The organism is Bacillus sp. 9.4 (assembly GCF_055486415.1).
Window position 1 is genome coordinate 111,450 of the sequence record NZ_JBVFMU010000005.1, and the last position, 16,487, is coordinate 127,936.

The window sequence follows — 16,487 nt, forward strand, 5'->3', positions numbered from 1 at the left end:
GAAAATAGAAAAAGGATATCTAATACAAAAAGTGACCCTGCACTATTTTTCATCAAAATTGGTTTCAAAGGAGAAGGAACAATGGATCAAACACGTACACTCGGCAAAACGAAGCTGAAGGTGAAGCGGATCGGATTCGGCGCGAATGCGGTCGGCGGGCATAATCTATTTCCAAATCTAAATGATGAAACAGGGAAGGATTTAGTGCGCACGGCATTGGATGGCGGCGTCAATTTTATCGATACCGCCTTTATATATGGATTGGGGCGATCTGAAGAATTAATCGGCGAAGTCGTACAGGAACGCGGCGTGCGGAATGAGCTCATCATCGCCACCAAAGGAGCTCATAAAGAAGTGAACGGCAGCATTGAATTAGACAATAGCCGGGAGTTTCTTCGCAGCGAGGTCGAGAAGAGCCTAAAGCGGCTGAAAACAGATTACATTGATTTGTATTATGTTCACTTTCCGGATGGAAAAACACCTCTCGCTGAAGTGGCGGGCACTTTGAAAGAGCTGAAGGATGAGGGGAAAATCAAAGCAATCGGCGCTTCGAACCTCGATTATCAGCAATTGCAGGATTTTAATGCTGACGGCTATTTGGAGGTCCTCCAGACCGAATATTCTCTCATACAGCGTGATGCCGAGAAAGAGCTTCTTCCATACTGTGAAAAACAAGGCATCTCCTTTATTCCTTACTTTCCGCTTGCGTCCGGACTGCTGACAGGAAAATTCACGCAAGACACAGTCTTTGATGATTTCAGAAAGGATAAACCTCAATTTCAGGGTGAAACGTTTATCCACAATCTCAAAAAAGTAGATAAGCTGAAAGCAGTAGCGGAGGAAAAACAAGCGGATACGGCACATGTCGCCTTGGCGTGGCTGTTAACGAGACCGGCGATTGATGCCATTATTCCAGGAGCTAAACGACCTGAGCAATTACAGGATAACCTGAAAACCTTGAACATTGAACTCACCGAAGACGAAGTGAATTTCATCAGCGACATTTTTAAATAAAAAGGAAATAGCCGTCAAGGCTATTTCCTTTTGGTGTTTTATTCTTTGATGAATGCTTCGACTAATTCTGCTGCTCTGTAATCATCCATATCAAGCTGCCATTGATCGATGTCATTTTTCTTCATTTTCACTTCAACTGTTTTTTCAGATGAAGCAGGTCCAAGCTTTTTGAATTCCTCAGGGTAGACTTGAAGCGCGTATTTCACTGCCTCTTCATAGCTGGCACTAGAGTTTTTACTGTAGTAGTCTTTCACTTTGTCTTCGATACGGTCTGAAAGAGAAGATGCATCTACAGGTTTAACTGTGGCTTCAACAATTGCTTCGTCTTTAGAGATTGAAGTCGTTTTTGCTTGAATGGAAGAGTTTTTGCTTAATCCCTCTTTAATGCCGTTCACGATATTATCAAGCGCTTTGCTGTCCGCATATGTGCTGGAAAGGCCAGAAGCTGAGAGATAACCGTCTTTAGCTGATTCATTAAAATCATTTACAATTTCATTTTTGTTAGCGCCGGTGATTTTTTCAAAATCGGCGTTATCTTTGCCGAAAAGAAGGACATCAACATAAGCTGATAACGCTTTTGCAGAATCTTGGAGCTTATCTGCCGTCGCTAGGATTTTTTTGTCTTTTCCGTCAATTTTAAAAGTAACTGATTTTGGCTTTTTATCACCGTAAGATTCCGGCGTATAGTTAAGCTCGTATTGCTTGCCTTTATCTACAACGAAGAAAAGATTTCCTTCAACGGATTTGTCAGCGTTAATCGTGCTGCCTTGAAGCTTTTCGCTATAGTCTTCAGGGTTTGTGTCAGACATTTTGGTATCACCTTGATACAATGTGAAATCCATACTGTCTACATTCAGCGGGTCTTTTCCTGTGTTTTTCACCGCGACATTGACTTTTAACACAAGCTGGTCATCTGAAGTGGACTTATCATATTTAGACGGAAGTGTGTAAGAGACATCCTTGATTTTGACTTGAGCTATATCTGAGCTTTTTTCTGTTTCTGATTCTTTCTTCTCCGCGCTTGTTTTGCTGCCGGAACAAGCAGCTGTAAACATCATCAGCAGAAGAATTAGGAAAACAGCGTACGTTTTTTTCTGAAACATTCATTTTTCCTCCTCAAATGGTTTAGGAAAGGGGAGTCTTTTGTCTTTGAGAAATGGATCTTTTTGAATGGATTAGCATCATATAACCAAAAAAATCAGTTCTTTTCTCACGGTTTTCACCGGATTTTCTGGAAACTCCGCCCTCCTTTGTCATGAATGGACCTATAAAAAGTTACAACGGAATTAATTTTAAGATTATTAGCTTTTATATTGAATAGGTTCATAATCCTATTTTTGGTGAAAAATGTTCTGGTAAAACTGGTAAACTCAGAAAACTGTGTATTTTAGACTATTACTTTTTGATTAGTTGGAGGGAACTTAAGAAGGATGAAAGGGGCTGCCTTTGTGAAGAAAGAGGGACTGAAACAAAAAGCACTGGAAATCGGCCGGGTGCCGACACACTTAAAACTGGAAATTGAAGATTATGGCGGTGATGACAAAAGAGCCTATTTTTGTTGGACAGATCCTCAGGATGAGAATATCGGCATTATCGTGGAACTTGGACCGGACGGGGAGCTGGAATCCCTTTCCCGTGATATTGAGCCTGAAAGCGGAGAAAGGCTGTCTGAGGAGAAACTAGAGGATATCATGCGCCAATTTGTCGAGACTCATCATCCGGGGGCACTCTCTGCCTTTGTTCGTGAAGAAAGTGACCGTGCATACGGCGATAAAGTGAGATTTTCATATGTTCAAATGGAGGCTGGGCTTCCTCTCCCCATGAGCGGATTTATGGCTGATGTTTCCTTATCAGGTGAGATCGTTTACTTCCGCTATTACGGCGAAGCGGGCAGCATCATCAAGCCAAAGAGGGTCGCGGATGTTGAAGAGGCACTTGCCTTTATCAAGAAGGACGTGGAGTTCGACCTTTTGTTTGAGGTTCTCCATCGTTCTGTTTACAAAAACGGAGATGATCAGCCGCATTTGGTGTATGAGCCTGAATGTAGGGCGATTACCGTACCTGCGGATTTGGTTCAAGAAGAACAAGGAGGAGTTGATGATGACGATGATTACAGGGAGCCGGAGAGCTTTCCTCTCCCTTTATTCGAGGGCATCCGCGAAAAGGCCGATCCTGACAGCATGATTGGTATTGAAAATGGGTTTGTCAAAGAGCGGGAAGCGGATTTGGGAGATGGGAGAATCGGAATCGTTTGGCGGAATCCGGATGACCCTGTGTATCAGCCGGCGGATAAAAGCATGGACAGCTGGTTTAAGGGACGGACTCATCAAGTGCTGAAAACCATCTATAACAAAGAAACAGGAAAACTCGAAGGCGTCATGTCATTTATGGAGAAAAAAGGGCCGCTGACAGTAACCTTGGCAGAGTGTGAAAAAATCGCGCTTCGCTTTCTATTTGCTTTATTTCCGAATGCCGATCAATATTTTAGGATCAGATACGACGAAAAAGATGAAGAAGAAAACGCAGTCGCTGGTTTTACGTTTGAAGCGCATTGTCACGGAGTTCCGATCCGATTTGGGCAGATCAGAATTTGTGTCAGCCGCCAGACAGGGGATATCACCGTTTATATGGGACCGGATATTGATCCAAATGAGCTGGCAACCATTGATCCTGTGCCGGCCATTTCAGTTGAACAAGCCAAGTCTATCTTTTGGCAGCATTTTAAAGTTGAGCTTGGCTGGGAGAGAGAATATCATGATAATGAAGATCACAGCTACCGGCTCGTCTATAAGCCGGTGTATCCCCATTTTATCGATGCACATACAGGAGAGCCTGTCTTCAGCATATGGTGAAACAGCCAAAAGTCACACAATTGCCTCGGATATAGAAGAGAGTATGTGATGAAAGTAACAGAAAGAATCTCGAAAAACAATGACAATAATAGAAAAGGACCTTTCTTCACTTTAAATGAAGAAAGGTCTTTTTATATAATAAACAGGATTCTCTTTGTCGTAGACTCTTTGAAAGGGATGACTTCATTGGTTAATAAACAGCTGAAAAAGAAGGCGCAGGAGATCGGAAATGTACCGACGCATTATGAGCTTGAGATAGAAGATTACGACCAAAAGCAAAAGAAGAACGGGCAGGCATATTTTATCTGGAAGGACCCTAAAGATCCGGAAAAGCACATTACAGTTGAACTTAGAAATGACGGCGCTTTGCTCACCTTTTCAACAACTGTCCGCTCCGAGACAGACAAACAACTTCCAGATGCCGAGCTGAAGCTGACGGCTCTTCAGTTTGCCGCTGCCAATCATCCCGGCACATTTATGAATTTTCATTTTCAAGGCAAGGAAGAACGGGGGCAGCACATCCGGTTTGTCTATACCAAAATGGAGCTGGGGCTTCCGATTCCCAATTCAGGCTTTTTAATTGATATGACACGCAGCGGTCAGATTGTCCACTTTCTATATTACGGGGAAGGGCATAAAGCCGAAGTTCCGACGGAATTTGTAGCAAAAGAGAAGGTTGTGTCCCATTACTTAAACACAATGTCTTTTGAGCTGATGTACGATGTCATTGATGGCGAACAGGAACCAAGGCTTGTTTATGAACCGATTCTCCCGGGATACAGCTATCCCGCAGATGTAGACGAAATTGTGCCCGACCAGCATATCGCAGATGAAAGAATAGAAAACACGGCGCCACTGCCGCCGCTTCAGTACAAGGAAGAAGTTGATATATTTGCCTTGCTGGGTTTTACCTCTGATATGCAGAAAGTCAGTGAAAGAGACTTTGGAGAACAAATTGGAAGCACGTGGCGCAGGGGCGCTGCGCCGGAGCGTAAGGATTTAAGCATAGGAAGCTATTTTGAAACGAGAAATAAAAACACAATCAAAATGAAGACGGATAAAAGAACAGGAAAATTAAAAGCAGCGCTTTCTTTTATGGAGCGGCCGAACAACCGCCAATGCTCCATGGAAGAATGCCAAGAGATAGCGCTTCAATTTTTGTATGCCCTCTATCCGAGAGCGGCTGAGTTTTTCAGGGTGAATCCCGTTCGAATTGATGAAAGAGGGAGAGTCCGCAACCATTTTTCTGTCTGGTATAAAGGAGTGCCGCTGCGGTTCGGCGCTGCCCGCATCATTGTCAATCCGGAAACTGGGTTGATTGACGCTTTTATGGCGCCTGATATTGAACCTGAACAATTGGAAGCGATAAATCACAGGCCGGATGTTTCCGCTGAAGAAGCGAGAGAAGCGTTTTTAGCCGCTTTTGATGTGAAGCTGGAATGGCAGCCTGATTTTACTGCCGGCAGTGACCAGCACTACAAACTTGTCTATAAGCCGGTTTACCCTTCCTATATTGATGCGCACATAAGGAAAAAGAAAAGGCTGTGAGGGTGTCTAGTTAGGAATCATCTCCAAGTGGGGGTAGTCCTTGAATCGTTTCCAATCCCCGCCCCATTCAAAACCGAGTGTCTTAGCGATCTCGACAACCTCCAGCCAATCTGATTTTCCGTTTTGATTGCCGTCATATTCCATATCCCATATGATGCTTCCATCCTTTTTTTGAAGGGCGAAATCAATCGCTAAACCATAGTTATGATACGATTCCCCTCCTCTTGCATAGGTGACAATATTCCCTTTTTTTGTACGTCCCTGTTTATATAATTCATCTTGTTCCTTAAAGGACCTGAATCCTTCAGTAATGACGACGGTAATGCCTTTATTCGCTGCAGCGGCTTTGAGTGCATCGGCATTCTGCTTCACAATCGGATGAAGATCCGAGGGGACAGGCATGTCCTGCAGGGCGTTTTGAGAATGCCATTCATGCCGAATATAACTAAAACAAAGATCTAGAAGAAATAGAATACATAAGATAACAAATGTTTTTGCGGGTAACTTCATATCGGTCTCACTTTCTCAAGATGTGCTGAATGTTAACGCTTTTAAGTGATTGACTCTCTCTAAAAGCGAACAGCTATGATAAAATATAACATAAATAGTAGCAGGAGGAAGGAGGCAGACCGATGAGAGCAAAGATTCCATCAGAAGAAGTAGCAGTAAAGCTGAATGAATGGTACAAGCTCATTCGCGCATTTGAAGCAGATCAAGCAGAAGCGTTAAAGCAGGAGATTGAATACGATTTAGAAGATATGGAAGAGAACCAGGACTTGCTTTTATATTTTTCTTTGATGGAATTCCGGCATCGAATCATGCTTGATAAGCTGATGCCGGTGAAAGACAGCGACACCAAGCCTCCGTTCTCTGATATGCTGAACGAAATTGAAAGCAATCAGCAAAAACTCACGGGCTTATTGGAATACTACTTTTATTATTTCAGAGGAATGTACGAATTCAAGCAGAAAAATTTCATATTAGCGATCGACCATTATAAACATGCCGAGGAAAAGCTCGAGTATGTCGAGGATGAGATCGAAAAAGCTGAGTTTCTATTTAAAGTCGCAGAAGTGTATTATCACATCAAACAAACGTATTTTTCCATGAATTATGCGAGCCAGGCGCTTGATATCTATACGAAATATGAACTGTACGGTCGCCGCCGGGTTCAGTGTGAATTTATCATCGCCGGAAATTTGACCGATGTGTATCATCATGAAAAAGCACTGACCCACTTGTGCAGCGCTTTAGATCATGCCAGGCAGCTTGAAGAAGCATACATGATCGCCGCTGCCTATTATAATGTCGGACACTGTAAGTACAGTCTGGGTGATTACAAAGAAGCGGAGGGCTATTTCAAAACAGCCGCCGCCATTTTTGAGGAGCAAAACTTTCAGCAAGCTGTTCAAGCTGTATTTTCACTGACCCATATCTACTGTAAAGAGGGAAAATACGACAAGGCAGTAGAGGCGTATGACCGCGGGATAAAGAGCGCGGCTGAATGGGAGGATGACATGTACTTGACGAAATTCCGCCTCATTCATGAGCTGTATCTTGGAAGCGGCGACCTGAACGTGCTTACAGAATGCTTTGACCTGCTGGAATCAAGGCAGCTTCTTGCCGACGCCGAAGATCTGCTGCATGATACTGCGGAACGTTTCAATCAGCTGGAACATTACGAGTCCGCCGCTTTCTTTTATCGCAGGCTGATGAATATTAAAAAGAAGCTTGCTGAGCAGCGTTTTCAATAGGAAATGGCAGAGAACTACAGGTTCTCTGCTTTTTTTGTGCTGTTTTCAACTCGGAAAAACAGGGTATTTTCCACTGCATAGTGAGAAACAGAGGAGGATATCAAGTATGTACAAAGATTTAACCGGAAAAACAGCGATTGTGACAGGGTCTTCAAAAGGAATCGGGAAAGCCATTGCGGAACGGTTCGGACAGGAGAAAATGAATGTTGTTGTAAATTACCACAGCGACCCGTCTGGAGCCGATGAAACTCTGGAAATCATTAAGCAGAACGGAGGGAAAGCCGTCGCAGTTGAGGCGGACGTGTCAAAAGAAGAGGGGATTCAGGCGCTCTTGGACACAGCCTTAGAGCATTTCGGCACGCTCGATGTGATGGTAAACAACTCCGGTTTTAACGGTGTTGAGGCGATGCCGCATGAGATGAGTCTTGAAGATTGGCAGAGAGTGATTGATGTCAATGTTACCGGAACCTTTCTGGGAGCGAAAGCAGCACTTAACCACATGATGAAAAACAATATCAAGGGCAATGTGCTGAATATCTCAAGTGTTCATCAGCAGATTCCGCGCCCTGTCAACGTTCAGTATTCCACATCCAAAGGCGGCATCAAGATGATGACGGAAACGCTGGCGCTCAATTATGCGGATAAGGGAATCCGCGTCAATGCGATAGCGCCCGGCACCATTGCCACAGAATCAAATGTTGATACGAAAAAGGAAGAGAGCAGGCAAAAACAATTGAAAAAAATCCCGATGAAAGCCTTCGGAAAGCCTGAAGAAGTGGCGGCAGCAGCAGCTTGGCTCGTATCTGAGGAAGCAAGCTATGTGACCGGCGCAACACTTTTCGTCGACGGCGGAATGACACTTTATCCATCTCAGCTTGAATAGAAGACAAAACAGGGGGATTGCGGGATGAAAACGGACTGGTGGAAGAATGCAGTGGTGTACCAAATTTACCCGAGAAGCTTTCAGGACAGCAATGGAGACGGAATTGGGGACTTGCGGGGGATTATTTCCCGTCTTGACTACATAAAGGAGCTCGGGGCAGATGTGATTTGGATTTGCCCGATCTATCCTTCTCCGAATGTTGATTACGGCTATGATGTGACAAACCATAAGGCGATTATGGATTCTTACGGAACAATGGACGATTTTCACGAGTTGCTGGACCAGGTGCATCAGCGGGGATTAAAGCTGGTGATGGACTTTGTGTTAAATCACACCTCGGTCGAGCATCCGTGGTTTAAAGAAGCGGAGCTGGACAAAAACAGCAAATACCGCAGCTATTATTATTGGCGTCCCGGCACAAAGAACGGCCCGCCGACGGACTGGCTCTCAAACTATGGATGCCCGGTCTGGCAATACGAAGAGCACACCGGGGAATACTATCTCCATATGAATGCCGTCAAACAAGCTGATTTAAACTGGGAAAATCCCGAAGTTCGCCAGGCGGTGTATGACATGATGAAATTTTGGCTCGATAAAGGGGTCGACGGTTTGCGAATTGATCAGCTCCATCTCATTTCTAAGAAAGAATATCTTCCTTCGTATGAGGACTATATCAATCAGCAGGCAGAGCCGAAGCCCTTTCAGCCAAATGGCGAACGAATCCATGACTATTTAAAAGAAATGACAGATGAAGTGTTTTCCCAATATGATGTCATGTCTGTCGGAGAGGTCGGCAGTGTCACACCGGAAGAAGGCCTGAAATATACGGGAACAGATAAGCATGAGCTGAATATGATTTTTCACTTTCAGCATATGGAGCTTGATCAGCAGCCCGGAAAAGAACATTGGGATTTGAAGCCCCTTGAGCTTTCTGATTTAAAATCGGTTTTGACAAAATGGCAAAAGAAGCTTGAACATCAAGGCTGGAATACATTGTTTTGGTGCAACCATGACCAGCCCCGGATTGTGTCCAGATTCGGAGACGATGGGGAATACCGCAAAACATCAGCGAAAATGCTGGCAACCGTACTTTATTTTATGAAGGGCACGCCGTATATTTATCAGGGAGAAGAAATCGGGATGACAAACGCGCCGTTTACCCGGATTGAAGACTACAAAGATATCCAAACGATCAATATGTATCATAAACGGGTGTTTGAAAAAGGCTATGATCCAAATGATGTGATGAGATCGATCTTAGCCAAAAGCCGGGATCACGCCCGGACCCCGATGCAGTGGAACAGCGGCAAAAATGCCGGATTTACTGACGGCACGCCTTGGCTGAAGGTCAATCCAAACTTCACCGCAATCAATGTGGAGGAAGCGCAGGGAGATCCTGATTCGGTCTTAATCTATTACAAAAAGCTGATCAGCCTGAGAAAGCAGTACGCTGACCTCATGAAAGGGAGCTTTGATCTTTTGCTTCCGGATGATCCGCAGTTGTTTGTATACATGAGAGAAAACAGTAAACAGCAGCTTTTGTCGGTCAATAATTTTTCAAAAGAGCAGGCTGTTTTTCAGTGGCCCAAGAACTGCGGCAAAGCTCAGGCCTCTCTGCTTCTCAGCAATTATAACAACGATGATCTTGCTGACGAAATGGTGTTCCGGCCTTATGAGAGCAGGGTCTATCTTCTGGACAAAACAAACTAATGATTGAAGTAGCCCGGCTTTTTTAGCCGGGTTTTTTTAGTACATATATCCGCTCTACAGGCGGGAAGAATAAATGAAAATGAAATTTATTCTTGCAAAACGTAATGACTTCGGTTTATTATGATATAGGATTACAAAATCGTTATCATTTTGATTTAAAGTTACTGAAAAAGAGGGGATATACGATATGTTTAAAAAATGGAGCGGTTTGTTTGTGATTGCAGCGTGCTTTTTATTGGTTGCAGCATGCGGTAACTCATCAACAAAAGGGTCGGCGGATTCAAAGGGTGATAAACTGCACGTTGTCACAACGTTCTACCCGATGTATGAATTCACAAAACAAATTGTAAAAGACAAAGGCGATGTGGATCTGTTAATCCCATCTTCCGTTGAACCGCATGATTGGGAACCGACGCCGAAAGACATTGCCAACATTCAGGATGCTGATTTGTTCGTTTATAATAGTGAATACATGGAGACATGGGTTCCGTCAGCTGAAAAAAGCATGGGCCAAGGCCATGCCGTTTTCGTTAATGCAAGCAAAGGCATTGATTTAATGGAAGGCTCTGAAGAAGAACACGAAGAGCATGATCATGGGGAGCATGAGCACAGTCATGCAATGGACCCTCACGTATGGCTTAGCCCTGTTCTGGCCCAGAAGGAAGTTAAAAATATTACGGCGCAAATCGTGAAGCAGGACCCGGATAACAAAGAATACTATGAGAAAAATAGTAAAGAATATATTGCAAAACTGCAGGATCTTGATAAACTATATCGTACAACCGCAAAAAAAGCGGAGAAAAAGGAATTTATCACGCAGCATACAGCTTTTGGCTATCTGGCAAAAGAATACGGCTTGAAGCAGGTTCCGATTGCAGGGCTTTCACCTGACCAAGAACCGAGCGCAGCCAGCTTGGCAAAGCTGAAAACATATGCCAAAGAACATAATGTAAAAGTCATTTACTTTGAAGAAATTGCATCCTCAAAGGTCGCAGATACGCTCGCCAGTGAAATCGGCGCGAAGACAGAAGTGCTGAATACACTGGAAGGCTTGAGCAAAGAAGAACAGGATAAAGGTTTAGGGTATATCGACATTATGAAACAAAACCTCGATGCCCTGAAAGATTCACTATTGGTTAAATCATAAGATAGTGTGCGCCGGAGGGTGCACACTATTTCTTTGTGAGAAAGGAAGATTAACATGAATCTCGTCTCATTGAAAGATATCGTTTTCGGCTATTCCCATACGCCTGTTTTAGATAAAGTATCACTTGATATTGAAAGCGGTGAGTTCGTCGGCATCACTGGGCCAAACGGCGCCTCTAAATCGACGCTCATAAAGGTAATGCTCGGCATGCTGAAACCGTGGGAAGGCACAGTGACGATCAGTAAAAGGAATACAGAAGGGAAACGCCTGACCATAGGGTACGTCCCGCAGCAAATTTCTTCATTTAATGCCGGCTTTCCGAGCACGGTGCTGGAGCTTGTTCAGTCAGGCCGCTACACAAAAGGGAAATGGTTTAAACGTTTAAATGAAGAAGATCATCTTGAAGTAGAAAAAGCACTGAAAATGGTGGAAATGTGGGAGCTCCGCCACCGTAAAATCGGTGATTTATCAGGCGGACAGAAACAGAAAATCTGTATCGCCAGAATGCTCGCCAGCAACCCGGATCTGCTGATGCTGGACGAACCGACGACAGCTGTTGATTACGACAGCAGAAAAGGATTTTACGAATTTATGCATCACCTTGTGAAAAATCACAACCGCACAGTTGTGATGGTTACTCACGAACAAAACGAAGTACAGCAATTTTTAGATAAAGTGATTCGATTAGAGAGAGGAGAAAAAGGCGGATGGAAATGTTTGACTTGGAATTCATGCGACGAGCTTTTCTAGCAGGCGGCATGATCGCCGTCATGGCTCCGATACTAGGAGTGTATCTCGTTCTCAGAAGACAGGCCTTAATGGCTGACACACTTTCACATATCTCATTGTCAGGTGTTGCCATCGGCTTTTTTCTCAGCACCAATATAACCGCAGCAAGCATAGTCGTCGTGACCATTGGCGCGATCGGAATTGAATACATGCGGCGGGCGTATCGGACTTATTCAGAAGTGTCCATTGCCATCTTAATGGCAGCTGGTTTGTCCTTCGCGATGTTTTTAATCAGCCTTTCCAAAGGCACAGCCAATATGAGCATCGATCAATACCTATTTGGATCGCTTGTGACAGTAAACCAGCAGCAGGTCTATATTATCAGTATTATCACACTGCTGATCCTGCTTTATTTTATCGTACTGAGAAGGCCGCTCTACCTGCTGACGTTTGATGAAGCAACAGCCAAAACATCGGGAATCAATACAAACGTTCTCTCGTTGTCATTCAGTATTGTCACAGGCCTTGCGATTTCAGTCATTATTCCGATCATCGGGGTCCTTCTTGTATCAGCCCTGCTCGTATTGCCGGCAGCATTCGCCATCAGAATTGCAAAAGGCTTTAACATGGTTTTCATTACAGCCATACTCATTTCGTTATTCAGCGTATTTACGGGACTGACATCATCCTATCAGCTCGGGACGCCGCCAGGTCCGTCTATTACCCTGCTATTGATCGTGTTGCTATTAATCGGATTTGCAGTTCAGGGAGTTTGGACGTTTATCAAAAAAGAAGCTCAGCGCAAAAAAAGGAGCCGATAACATGAAAAGCAGTTTTCCCTAGGGAAAACTGCTTTTTTTATAGAAACAATCCAGCAAGGCGCTCATACGATTCTTTTTTCGCCTCAAAATTAAACACATTGCACAGAACCATGATTTCATTTGTTTCATAGCGGTCTGTGAGGTCTAACAGCTGTTGTTTGACAGTGGTAGGAGAACCGATCACCATCCGCTTTCTGTTTTCTTCTATGAGTTTTTTATCGGACGCTGTATAGGGATGGGCTTTAGCCTCCTCGATGCTTGGCACGCGGCTGTCCAAGCCTTTCCCGACGCGAAGAAGCCACAAATCCTGGCTTAATGCGAGTTCTTCTGCCTCTTCATCTGTTTTCGCGCAAATGACAAAAATCGTAAAAAGTGCGGACGGATTCGAAAAATGGGCTGAGGGCCGAAAGCTTTCCCGGTAGATGCGGAATGCATTTTCTCCTCGCTCGGGATTAATGAAATGCCCAAACACATATCCAATCCCCTGGTGCGCCGCGCGTCTTGCGCTGTTTTCACCAAGACCAAGCACCCATAGCTCGGGTGCCGTGCCAATAAGGGGCGCCGCTTTGATTCCGGCATACGGATGGTCGGGAGGAAGGGAATCTGTTAGAAAATACGAGACATCCTGTAGCTGTCTGTTAAATTCGGTTAAGCTTTTTTTCACCCCGTCCGTTAACGCAATCCTGGTTTTTGTCGTGCCGCCGGGGGAACGGCCGACGCCGAGGTCAATCCGGTTTGGATACAGGGCCTCAAGCTGGCGAAAGGTTTCAGCCACTTTAAATGGGCTGTATTGGGGCAGAAGCACGCCGCCTGATCCGACACGAATAGTGTTTGTCTGTGCTGCGATGCGGGCGATCATGATTTCAGGCGCTGTGCTTGCCAGTCCTTTCGTGCTGTGATGCTCGGCAAACCAATAACGCTTATAGCCCCACTCTTCGCTTAATTGGGCAAGCTCAACCGAATGCTGGAGAGTTGTCACAGGGCTTTCTCCTTTAGAAACAGGTGCCTGATCAAGTATGCTTAAATGAATCAAAAGGCCGCTTCCTTTCTGTCTGTTTTTTAGATGGTGACACAAGAATAGGCAAAATGACTTGCCCGCGTCAAATGGTTTGTTTAAGAAGCGCACTTTATAGCATTTGCAAATCATATATCAAATATGGAAGTTTTTTTTCGAGGTTTTTCGTCAATTATTCTAAACTTTTACGAAACTTTGATATAATAACAAACGTATATATTAGTAATTTACGGCTTATTTTCCTTGTGAGCGTAAAAATAAATGTGACTATCTTCACATTTTGATGAGTAGGAGTGAATCGTGTGGCAATTTCTTTAGAAAAAGGTCAACGAATTGATTTAACAAAAGGAAAAGCCGGTCTGTCAAAATTGATGGTCGGTCTCGGCTGGGACCCAGTGTCCTCAGGCGGAGGGTTCTTCAGCAAACTGCTTGGCGGAGGCGGTCCGAATATCGACTGTGACGCTTCAGTGCTGATGCTGGAAAACGGAAAATTCACCGAAAAGAAAAATCTGATTTATTTCGGCAACCTGAAAAGCCGCTGCGGCGGTGTACAGCATACAGGCGACAACCTGACGGGTGACGGTGCGGGCGATGACGAGCAAATTATGATAGATTTAGATAAAGTGCCTGGAAACATCGATAAGCTTGTATTTGTAGTGAACATTTACGATTGTGTCAGAAGAAAACAAGATTTCGGCATGATTCAAAATGCGTTTATCCGCGTAGTTGATCAATCTAATCACGAGGAAATGCTCAAGTACAATTTGAGAGACAATTACGCCGGCAGAACAAGCCTGATTACAGCAGAAATCTACCGCAGCGGCAGTGAGTGGAAGTTTGCGGCGATCGGTGAAGGCACAAACGATACGAGATTAGAAGATATTATCAGCCGATACGTATAAAAGAAAAGGAGTGGATGAAACATGACAATTTCATTGGCAAAAGGACAAAAAGTAGATTTAACAAAAACAAATCCGGGTCTTTCAAAGGTTGTTGTCGGTTTAGGCTGGGATACGAACAAGTATGACGGCGGGCACGACTTTGATCTTGACTCAAGTGTGTTTCTGTTAGACGCTGCAGGCAAATGCGCATCTCCAAACGACTTTATTTTCTACAACCAGCTTGAAGGCGGCAACGGTTCAGTCGTTCATTCAGGCGACAACCTGACTGGTGCTGGCGAAGGCGATGATGAGAATGTAAAAGTAAATCTCAGCGCTGTACCGGCAAACATTGATAAAATCTCATTTGTTATTACCATTCACGATGCAGAGGCGCGCAGCCAAAACTTTGGACAAGTATCAAACGCGTTTGTCCGCATCGTAAATGAAGAAACAAATGAAGAGCTCATCCGTTACGATCTTGCAGAAGATTTCTCTATTGAAACGGCAATCATTGCAGGGGAGCTTTACAGACATAACGGCGAGTGGAAATTCTCCGCAATCGGCTCAGGCTACCAAGGGGGCCTTGCCCGCATTGCAACAGACTACGGTTTGCAAGTCGGTTAAGACAAATACGAAGAGCAGAAAGGAGAGAGGCAGTATGGCCATTCAATTATCAAAAGGACAGCGCATTGATTTAACGAAAACAAATCCGGGACTGACAAAAGCGGTGATCGGCTTAGGCTGGGATACAAACAAGTATTCCGGCGGACACGATTTTGACCTGGATGCTTCGGCCTTTTTAGTTGATGCGCATGATAACTGCGTAAATGATCTCGATTTCGTCTTCTATAATAACCTTGAACATCCGAGCGGCGGTGTCATCCATACGGGTGACAACCGCACGGGTGAGGGCGACGGAGATGATGAGCAGATTATCGTTGATTTCTCAAAAATCCCTGCTCACATTGAGAAAATCGGCATCACAGTGACCATTCACGACGCTGAAGCACGCAGCCAAAACTTTGGACAAGTTTCCAATGCATTTGTCCGCGTTGTGGATGAAGAAACGCAGAATGAGCTTCTTCGCTTCGATTTGGGAGAAGACTTCTCCATTGAAACAGCTGTTGTCGTTTGTGAGCTTTACAGACACGGCGGCGAGTGGAAATTCAATGCGATCGGCAGCGGATTTTCCGGCGGACTGGCTGCATTGTGCCGGAATTACGGTTTGCAAGTGTAAGCGAGTGACAAATAGAGAAGTCACCGTTTCAAATTAATAGGAGGAAAAAACTTGGACTTTTTACATCATATTTTGTCTACGTATGCTTCATTTTTCGATTGGAAAATGTGGGGGGAAGTTCTGACTGATCCTGTTTCCTGGGGTTTGATCGGTTCCCTTGTTGTTCTGGAAGGTCTTTTATCGGCCGATAACGCGCTTGTTCTTGCGGTCATGGTTAAACACCTGCCGGAAAAACAGCGGAAAAAAGCGTTAACGTATGGTTTGTTTGGAGCTTATATTTTCAGGTTTATTTTCATCGGGCTCGGTATGCTTCTCATTAAATTCTGGTGGATCAAGGTGCTTGGCGCGCTTTACCTGGCTTGGCTCGTCATTAAGCACTTCTGGATAGGCGAAAAAGAAGAGGAAGCGGACGGCATGAAGAAAAACTCTTGGATGGTCCGTACGTTCGGGATCTTCTGGGCGACTGTCATTTCAGTAGAATTAATGGATCTTGCCTTCTCTGTGGACAGCATCCTGGCCGCGTTTGCAGTATCTGAAAAAGTATGGGTGCTTCTGATTGGCGGTATGCTTGGTATTTTAATGATGCGTACAGTGGCAAAAGTGTTCCTTGTGCTGATTGATAAAATTCCTGAGCTGGAAAACACAGCATTCGTCTTAATCGGCATTATCGCGCTGAAAATGGCGGGGAGCGCTTTCCATTACGAAATGCCGCACTCTGTATTCTTCATCATCATTATCGCTGCATTTGCGGTAACATTGATCATTCACTACATCAATAAACAAAAGCAGGTGCGCGAACAAACAGCCGCTTCAAAAGAAGAATAAAACAAAACAAGGAGGGAGGTTCAATGTCCTTCCTTTTTTGTTACCGAAATATCGTTCAATGACAAACCGGA

17 protein-coding genes are annotated in these 16,487 nt (G+C 44.4%); 13 read left to right on the forward strand and 4 right to left on the reverse strand.

Annotation, left to right across the window (positions count from 1 at the left end; genetic code table 11):
- The first annotated feature begins 81 nt into the window (after positions 1-81).
- Positions 82-1,014: an aldo/keto reductase gene (locus tag ACZ07B_RS18275; protein ID WP_464877512.1), complete on the forward strand. Its 933-nt coding sequence runs from the start codon at positions 82-84 to the stop codon at positions 1,012-1,014.
- 38 nt (positions 1,015-1,052) lie between these two features.
- Here the strand turns inward: ACZ07B_RS18275 and ACZ07B_RS18280 are convergent, their stop codons facing one another.
- Positions 1,053-2,117 (reverse strand): DUF4352 domain-containing protein, encoded by a 1,065-nt coding sequence (locus ACZ07B_RS18280; RefSeq protein ID WP_464877513.1) that lies wholly within the window; start codon positions 2,115-2,117, stop codon positions 1,053-1,055.
- 22 nt (positions 2,118-2,139) lie between these two features.
- The gene (locus ACZ07B_RS18285) at positions 2,140-2,271 is read right to left on the reverse strand and encodes a hypothetical protein (RefSeq protein ID WP_003246334.1); all 132 of its coding nucleotides are present in this window, start codon (positions 2,269-2,271) and stop codon (positions 2,140-2,142) included.
- A gap of 173 nt (positions 2,272-2,444) precedes the next feature.
- Between ACZ07B_RS18285 and ACZ07B_RS18290 the strand changes: the two genes are divergently transcribed.
- Both ACZ07B_RS18290 and ACZ07B_RS18295 read left to right on the forward strand, forming a co-directional pair.
- Positions 2,445-3,866 (forward strand): YcdB/YcdC domain-containing protein, encoded by a 1,422-nt coding sequence (locus tag ACZ07B_RS18290; protein ID WP_464877514.1) that lies wholly within the window; start codon positions 2,445-2,447, stop codon positions 3,864-3,866.
- 186 nt (positions 3,867-4,052) lie between these two features.
- Entirely contained in the window at positions 4,053-5,414 is a 1,362-nt protein-coding gene (locus ACZ07B_RS18295; protein WP_464877515.1) for a YcdB/YcdC domain-containing protein, read from the forward strand.
- Positions 5,415-5,420: 6 nt separating this feature from the next.
- Here the strand turns inward: ACZ07B_RS18295 and cwlK are convergent, their stop codons facing one another.
- The gene (gene cwlK, locus ACZ07B_RS18300; RefSeq protein WP_017695036.1) at positions 5,421-5,924 is read right to left on the reverse strand and encodes a peptidoglycan L-alanyl-D-glutamate endopeptidase CwlK; all 504 of its coding nucleotides are present in this window, start codon (positions 5,922-5,924) and stop codon (positions 5,421-5,423) included.
- Between the two features lie 122 nt (positions 5,925-6,046).
- Here cwlK and rapJ point away from each other — a divergent pair, with 122 nt between their 5' ends.
- The 6 genes from rapJ (at position 6,047) to znuB (ending at position 12,458) form a co-directional block, all read left to right on the forward strand.
- Positions 6,047-7,168, forward strand: coding sequence for a response regulator aspartate phosphatase RapJ (gene rapJ / locus ACZ07B_RS18305; RefSeq protein ID WP_464877516.1), 1,122 nt, complete (start codon positions 6,047-6,049; stop codon positions 7,166-7,168).
- Positions 7,169-7,274: 106 nt separating this feature from the next.
- Positions 7,275-8,051: an SDR family oxidoreductase gene (locus ACZ07B_RS18310; protein ID WP_003234739.1), complete on the forward strand. Its 777-nt coding sequence runs from the start codon at positions 7,275-7,277 to the stop codon at positions 8,049-8,051.
- Positions 8,052-8,075: 24 nt separating this feature from the next.
- A complete protein-coding gene (locus tag ACZ07B_RS18315; protein WP_445214624.1) occupies positions 8,076-9,761 on the forward strand; it encodes a glycoside hydrolase family 13 protein in 1,686 nt (561 codons plus the stop codon).
- 187 nt (positions 9,762-9,948) lie between these two features.
- A complete protein-coding gene (locus ACZ07B_RS18320) occupies positions 9,949-10,908 on the forward strand; it encodes a metal ABC transporter substrate-binding protein (protein ID WP_003234733.1) in 960 nt (319 codons plus the stop codon).
- Between the two features lie 54 nt (positions 10,909-10,962).
- Positions 10,963-11,658, forward strand: a complete 696-nt coding sequence (gene znuC, locus ACZ07B_RS18325) for a zinc ABC transporter ATP-binding protein ZnuC (RefSeq protein WP_014475714.1) — start codon at positions 10,963-10,965, stop codon at positions 11,656-11,658.
- Entirely contained in the window at positions 11,616-12,458 is an 843-nt protein-coding gene (znuB, locus tag ACZ07B_RS18330; protein WP_003246340.1) for a zinc ABC transporter permease ZnuB, read from the forward strand. The genes znuC and znuB overlap by 43 nt, the downstream gene beginning before the upstream one ends.
- A 37-nt stretch (positions 12,459-12,495) precedes the next feature.
- Here the strand turns inward: znuB and ACZ07B_RS18335 are convergent, their stop codons facing one another.
- Positions 12,496-13,491 (reverse strand): LLM class flavin-dependent oxidoreductase, encoded by a 996-nt coding sequence (locus ACZ07B_RS18335; protein WP_185184479.1) that lies wholly within the window; start codon positions 13,489-13,491, stop codon positions 12,496-12,498.
- A gap of 284 nt (positions 13,492-13,775) precedes the next feature.
- Here ACZ07B_RS18335 and ACZ07B_RS18340 point away from each other — a divergent pair, with 284 nt between their 5' ends.
- From ACZ07B_RS18340 to ACZ07B_RS18355, 4 genes are read left to right on the forward strand one after another with little or no spacing between them, the layout of a single operon-like run.
- Entirely contained in the window at positions 13,776-14,375 is a 600-nt protein-coding gene (locus tag ACZ07B_RS18340; protein ID WP_014662676.1) for a TerD family protein, read from the forward strand.
- Positions 14,376-14,396: 21 nt separating this feature from the next.
- Positions 14,397-14,978 carry a TerD family protein gene (locus ACZ07B_RS18345; protein WP_003234723.1) on the forward strand — a complete coding sequence of 194 codons (582 nt, stop codon included), beginning with the start codon at positions 14,397-14,399 and terminating at the stop codon, positions 14,976-14,978.
- 34 nt (positions 14,979-15,012) lie between these two features.
- On the forward strand, positions 15,013-15,591 hold the full coding sequence (locus ACZ07B_RS18350; RefSeq protein WP_003241242.1) for a TerD family protein: 579 nt from the start codon (positions 15,013-15,015) through the stop codon (positions 15,589-15,591).
- Positions 15,592-15,642: 51 nt separating this feature from the next.
- Positions 15,643-16,416: a TerC family protein gene (locus tag ACZ07B_RS18355; RefSeq protein ID WP_003246458.1), complete on the forward strand. Its 774-nt coding sequence runs from the start codon at positions 15,643-15,645 to the stop codon at positions 16,414-16,416.
- The last annotated feature ends 71 nt before the right edge of the window (positions 16,417-16,487 follow it).

Bases quoted from the DNA above. Each gene is read 5' to 3' on its own strand.
- ACZ07B_RS18275 (WP_464877512.1), top strand. From the start codon at position 82: ATGGATCAAACACGTACACTCGGCAAAACGAAGCTGAAGGTGAAGCGG.
- ACZ07B_RS18280 (WP_464877513.1), bottom strand. From the start codon at position 2,117: ATGTTTCAGAAAAAAACGTACGCTGTTTTCCTAATTCTTCTGCTGATG.
- ACZ07B_RS18285 (WP_003246334.1), bottom strand. From the start codon at position 2,271: ATGACAAAGGAGGGCGGAGTTTCCAGAAAATCCGGTGAAAACCGTGAG.
- ACZ07B_RS18290 (WP_464877514.1), top strand. From the start codon at position 2,445: ATGAAAGGGGCTGCCTTTGTGAAGAAAGAGGGACTGAAACAAAAAGCA.
- cwlK (WP_017695036.1), bottom strand. From the start codon at position 5,924: ATGAAGTTACCCGCAAAAACATTTGTTATCTTATGTATTCTATTTCTT.
- rapJ (WP_464877516.1), top strand. From the start codon at position 6,047: ATGAGAGCAAAGATTCCATCAGAAGAAGTAGCAGTAAAGCTGAATGAA.
- ACZ07B_RS18310 (WP_003234739.1), top strand. From the start codon at position 7,275: ATGTACAAAGATTTAACCGGAAAAACAGCGATTGTGACAGGGTCTTCA.
- ACZ07B_RS18315 (WP_445214624.1), top strand. From the start codon at position 8,076: ATGAAAACGGACTGGTGGAAGAATGCAGTGGTGTACCAAATTTACCCG.
- ACZ07B_RS18320 (WP_003234733.1), top strand. From the start codon at position 9,949: ATGTTTAAAAAATGGAGCGGTTTGTTTGTGATTGCAGCGTGCTTTTTA.
- znuC (WP_014475714.1), top strand. From the start codon at position 10,963: ATGAATCTCGTCTCATTGAAAGATATCGTTTTCGGCTATTCCCATACG.
- znuB (WP_003246340.1), top strand. From the start codon at position 11,616: ATGGAAATGTTTGACTTGGAATTCATGCGACGAGCTTTTCTAGCAGGC.
- ACZ07B_RS18345 (WP_003234723.1), top strand. From the start codon at position 14,397: ATGACAATTTCATTGGCAAAAGGACAAAAAGTAGATTTAACAAAAACA.
- ACZ07B_RS18350 (WP_003241242.1), top strand. From the start codon at position 15,013: ATGGCCATTCAATTATCAAAAGGACAGCGCATTGATTTAACGAAAACA.